Raw genomic sequence first — 4,381 nt, forward strand, 5'->3', positions numbered from 1 at the left:
AAAATTATCAAGTTTGTTCAATGCCTGTAGCGAATCATAACGATTGGCTGCCAATCTTAAAAATTCTCCCTTTGTCATAACTTTAGTCGTTTTCTTTAAATTTAAACATTATAAAAAAAAACGACAATTTGATATGCACCCGTTTTTTTATGTTTTAAAAGAAAAGGTGTTTATTCAGCATATTCATATCCATACTTCTCGGTAATTTCTTTTTTCTTTACCTCTACTACTTCCATAGTCAAAAATATATCTTCAATGGGTTTGTCACGCCCTCCTGTTCTTTGTTCAGCTATTTTGTCCACCACATCCAACCCTTCTACCACTTTACCAAACACAGTATAGTCTCCATCAAGGTGGGGAGCACCTCCGGTAGTAGTATAAATTTTTATTTGTTCAGGATTAAAACCTTTCTTTCGGATTTTTACATTCAGTTCCTTTTCGGCTAAGTCTATACTCTTATTGAATAACTTTTGCATTCCCGCATGATCTCCATTTCGTTGAAGCTCCAATAATTGATTTTTCAAGTCAGCATGGCTGTCGTATTGGATGAGCTGATTCATTGCCTGATTTAGCACTCTCTGATCAATGGTGAATTGTTCTAACTGGGCTTCAGTAAAAGTATTTCCATGTACTATGTAAAATTGACACCAACTGGATTTTTTCTCCGGATTGGATTGATCACTTTGTCTGGCTGCAGATAGACTTCCTTTTTCATGGTAAAATTTATCTACAAACTCCGCATCTATTCTGTCACTATTTCTTGTGCCTTCTTTAGCATCGATATCCCCCCCCTGAATCATAAAGTTTTTGATTACACGATGAAATGTAGTACTATCGAACCTTCCGGACTTTGCTAACTTCAGGAAGTTTTCTTTGTGTAGTGGTGTTTCATCGTACAATATGGCTTTCATATCTCCAAAAGAAGTATGAATGATCACCATGTAATCGGTATTTTTATTACAGGAAAAGAGTAAAGAACTAACAAATAATGCGAACAATAATTTTTTAAACATATCTATTACAATTAATTTTTATTAAGGTAAAATTATAAAAACGAATTAATCTTTTGCCAAAGAGAACCTGGCATTTGCTATTTCTAAATACAACTGAATGAGCCTCGTTCGAAACAGGATTTTATGAAGGGAACGGTCACTATTTTGAGGTAGTTATCCTTGCTCTTTCCTTATTTCTTCCAATATTTCGGCTCCTCCATTTTCCAAAACATATTTTCCAAGAGATTCTCCTGCCTGTTCTGGATTGGTTATGAAAGCTTTTGATTCTGAAACGACGAATTTACTTCCATCTAAGCTGATGATGCCACCTTTTAGGACTACTTGACCCTCTTTGATTTGTGCATAGCCAAATATTAATGAGTTTATTAATACCTATTATTCAGAATTTATCCCTTCCAATATTACAGGCCAGGATGAATCTGCACTATGGAATTCAAACGATCCTACGGGTACGGTAATGCATATAGATATCTCGGGAGGTCCAGGAGATGGTTCAGTTATTTGTTCTGATTATGACAATGATCATTGGGTATTCACTACAATTGAAGTACCATACTGGCTTGCTCAAGGATATGATGGAGAACATCCTGTAAGTGGAAATAGGGAATTCGGATATAATGTCAATTTTGACGGGTCATATACGTTTTATACTAGAGGGGAAGATAGAATAACAGGTTTTATTGATAGTATTGTTGCTGAAGGCATTATACAGCTTAATGGTGATCCGTTTGAAAATCCAGATGCTTTGTGGAACAGTTTTAAATTAGGAATTTATAATTTTGTTCAATCCAATTCTGGGGTCAGCAAATTTACCATCTGATTCAGATAATGTGATTGCTCGACCGGATTGGGAAAAAGTAATGTACTACTTAGACCTATTTCAGATTTAGGATGTTAAAGAATTATGCAACTTTGGAAAGGATTATTAAAAAAAGTACAATAGACATTATCACGGTTGATTGTGCATAGAGAGATTACAAGATTTTTTTCTCCAAAATTAGCAATGAATTGGCGGTTTTTTTAAGAGCAAAATTCTCCATAGTAAATCAACCGTGATAATGTCTAATATTGAGCTTTTTGATTTGGTTTGTTCTTTTTGTTATTTCGAATTTGATTGATCCACATTCTGAGTTTGGTTTTGTTCTGGTTTTAATATACACATATGTAGCGGGTCTAGCATTATTGTCGTTAATAATCTGGATTGTATTCTTTGATATCAATCATCGGTCAACTCTAAGAATGGAACTTGTCTTTTATGCATCTACCCAATTTTACCTACTTGCATTGATGTATGTGATTTATAATAATGTTGTGAACGGGTACTTGTTATTAATTCCCGTTTTAATTAGCAGTGTGACTTTAATAATTATAACTTATATCATGAGTAGGCCAGGCTCGAATGGCAGAGAAATTTTACTAAAAACTTGGGGGTTCTTTTTATTTGCGGTTCTATTTACTTTTATTTTGGTCAATTACCCCTCTTTTAACTGGTAAACTAAAAACCATGTGGCTCAAAGCAAACTAGGTGAGTAATGTCATATACTTTTGATGGCAATATTTTTCTTACAAAGAAGCTGTGTGGCTCAAGACAAATTCTACGTTGAATTTCGAAGAACGGATTCTTATGTTGCCGCAACAAGTGTCGCTGAAACATATTTCTTCGATGGAGAAAATAATTTTAGAAATACAAAATACTTTCATCAGGGTGAGTAGGGTATATACATAGGCACATATTCTTTTATTGATGATACTCTTGTACTTCAATATGAAAAGCCCGACTCATTTAAATCATCAACGTATGTTGTAAATGAGCGACGAAAACTCTCGGAGCATGCTTTGGGGGGGAGTGATATTTCAGGGATAAAATCGGCTTCTGTCTCTATCAAAATTATTGATAAAGCAGGCAATCCAATTGCAGGTGTGAGTTTGGCTTTAAACAATTCTGACAAGAAACCTGTTTTGGGTTTTTTATCTGACAATGAAGGAAAATTTCCTCAGCTATCAATACAGGACGAGTATATTTCCTTACTTCGTTTCTCAATGATAGGTTATCAAGAGATTGATATAAAAATGGATGAGTTGTTTGATTTTATATGCTATATAGATGTAATTCTGGCAGATTCAGATATTCGTTATATACAAAAAGAAGAAGTTGAGAAGTTTTTAGTAAAAGAGAAGAGTGAAGGAAGAATTGTTATGCTATCTATACCTGAAAATAGAAGAGTTGTATTGGAAAAGAAAGTTGAATAATGGTTGTAATTCAAATATACTTTTCTTTCTTAAAGTTGACAATCACATTCTAATTCAGAAAGAATGAGTTAGATAGTTTGGGAGTTTCAAGAACAGCTCTTTTTTTAATCTGGCTACTCTACCCTTGCGCTTTCCTTATCTCTTCTAATATTTCAGACCACCTTCAATATATGATTTAACTTCTTTAAATGGAAATTTAAGTAATTTACAGGGTAATGGTCAAAGCGGTCAAGCTACATTCAATTCTGAACTTATACCAACAAATCAATGAAAGTATCGAAAGTTAGTATTTTGTTTTTAGGGCTAGTGTCAACAGTGTTATGTATTAGCTGTATACAACAACATCCAAAGATAATAGTTCATAACACTTCGAATTTGGATTATGACAGCATACATGTTTCTACCTTTGAAGGTGAAATAACTGCGTTTAACGATATTAAGATAAATGATAGGTTAGAAGGTGTTATCAGTTTTAAAAACACAAAAAAGGGAGATGGTGGTTATTCATTAAAAGTTTATACTAATGATAGTATCATAAGACAATTGCACTTTGGGTATTATACTAATGGAAGTTCATTGAACTCTGCTTTTGAAGTATTTATAGAAAATGACACAATTAAAGTATTTGAAGAATGATCGTTTTTAGAATATTTCTTGATTAACTCAATTTAGAAATATAGAATCCAATAACTTTTTTTGTCGTTGATATTATTAATATCAGTGAATGACAGTATGAATTACGAAATGTACAACTAACTCATTCACTGAGAAAGCACTATAGATGAACTAATCAAAGGGCTTCAGCCAGCTATATTAGGAGGATCACCATGCCGATAATCAGATTATTTTTTGTTGTATTACTACTACAATTGACTTACGCTTCCTTTTCTCAAAAAAGGGATACTACTGAAATGTTTTACCTTGTTGAAGGTGCGTTACTTAATGGTGTTGATACCGTACGATCGGTCATAAACAGGCACGTACATACCGGGGATACATTATTCGAAATATGCTATGATCGTTTTTCTTATTCTTATCAGAGATCGAGAAGCGTTTGTTATTCATTTTCTACTAAAAGTCCTGTCAATGAAGTGAAATATGTTTCCAGCCGGGATTTT

General features: G+C 33.4%; 5 protein-coding genes. 4 read left to right on the forward strand and 1 reads right to left on the reverse strand.

Translation table 11 applies throughout. The features are described from left to right. Nucleotides 1-170 precede the first annotated feature (170 nt). Nucleotides 171-941 carry a peptidylprolyl isomerase gene (locus tag AAOP42_RS00415; RefSeq protein WP_349526474.1) on the reverse strand — a complete coding sequence of 257 codons (771 nt, stop codon included), beginning with the start codon at nucleotides 939-941 and terminating at the stop codon, nucleotides 171-173. A gap of 529 nt (nucleotides 942-1,470) precedes the next feature. Here AAOP42_RS00415 and AAOP42_RS00420 point away from each other — a divergent pair. The 4 genes from AAOP42_RS00420 to AAOP42_RS00435 all read left to right on the forward strand — a co-directional run. Further along, a complete protein-coding gene (locus AAOP42_RS00420; protein WP_349526475.1) occupies nucleotides 1,471-1,833 on the forward strand; it encodes a hypothetical protein in 363 nt (120 codons plus the stop codon). 1,016 nt (nucleotides 1,834-2,849) lie between these two features. Continuing rightward, nucleotides 2,850-3,263 (forward strand): carboxypeptidase-like regulatory domain-containing protein, encoded by a 414-nt coding sequence (locus AAOP42_RS00425; RefSeq protein WP_349526476.1) that lies wholly within the window; start codon nucleotides 2,850-2,852, stop codon nucleotides 3,261-3,263. 267 nt (nucleotides 3,264-3,530) lie between these two features. After that, a complete protein-coding gene (locus AAOP42_RS00430; protein WP_349526477.1) occupies nucleotides 3,531-3,899 on the forward strand; it encodes a hypothetical protein in 369 nt (122 codons plus the stop codon). A gap of 191 nt (nucleotides 3,900-4,090) precedes the next feature. Further along, nucleotides 4,091-4,381: hypothetical protein (locus AAOP42_RS00435; RefSeq protein WP_349526478.1), on the forward strand; the 291-nt coding region annotated here is incomplete at its 3' end.

It is taken from the genome of Reichenbachiella sp. MALMAid0571, from assembly GCF_040151475.1.
Classification (GTDB): domain Bacteria; phylum Bacteroidota; class Bacteroidia; order Cytophagales; family Cyclobacteriaceae; genus CAXBNB01.

Coding starts and splice junctions, on each gene's coding strand:
- AAOP42_RS00415 (WP_349526474.1), bottom strand. CDS start 941: ATGGTGATCATTCATACTTCTTTTGGAGATATGAAAGCCATATTGTAC.
- AAOP42_RS00420 (WP_349526475.1), top strand. CDS start 1,471: ATGCATATAGATATCTCGGGAGGTCCAGGAGATGGTTCAGTTATTTGT.
- AAOP42_RS00430 (WP_349526477.1), top strand. CDS start 3,531: ATGAAAGTATCGAAAGTTAGTATTTTGTTTTTAGGGCTAGTGTCAACA.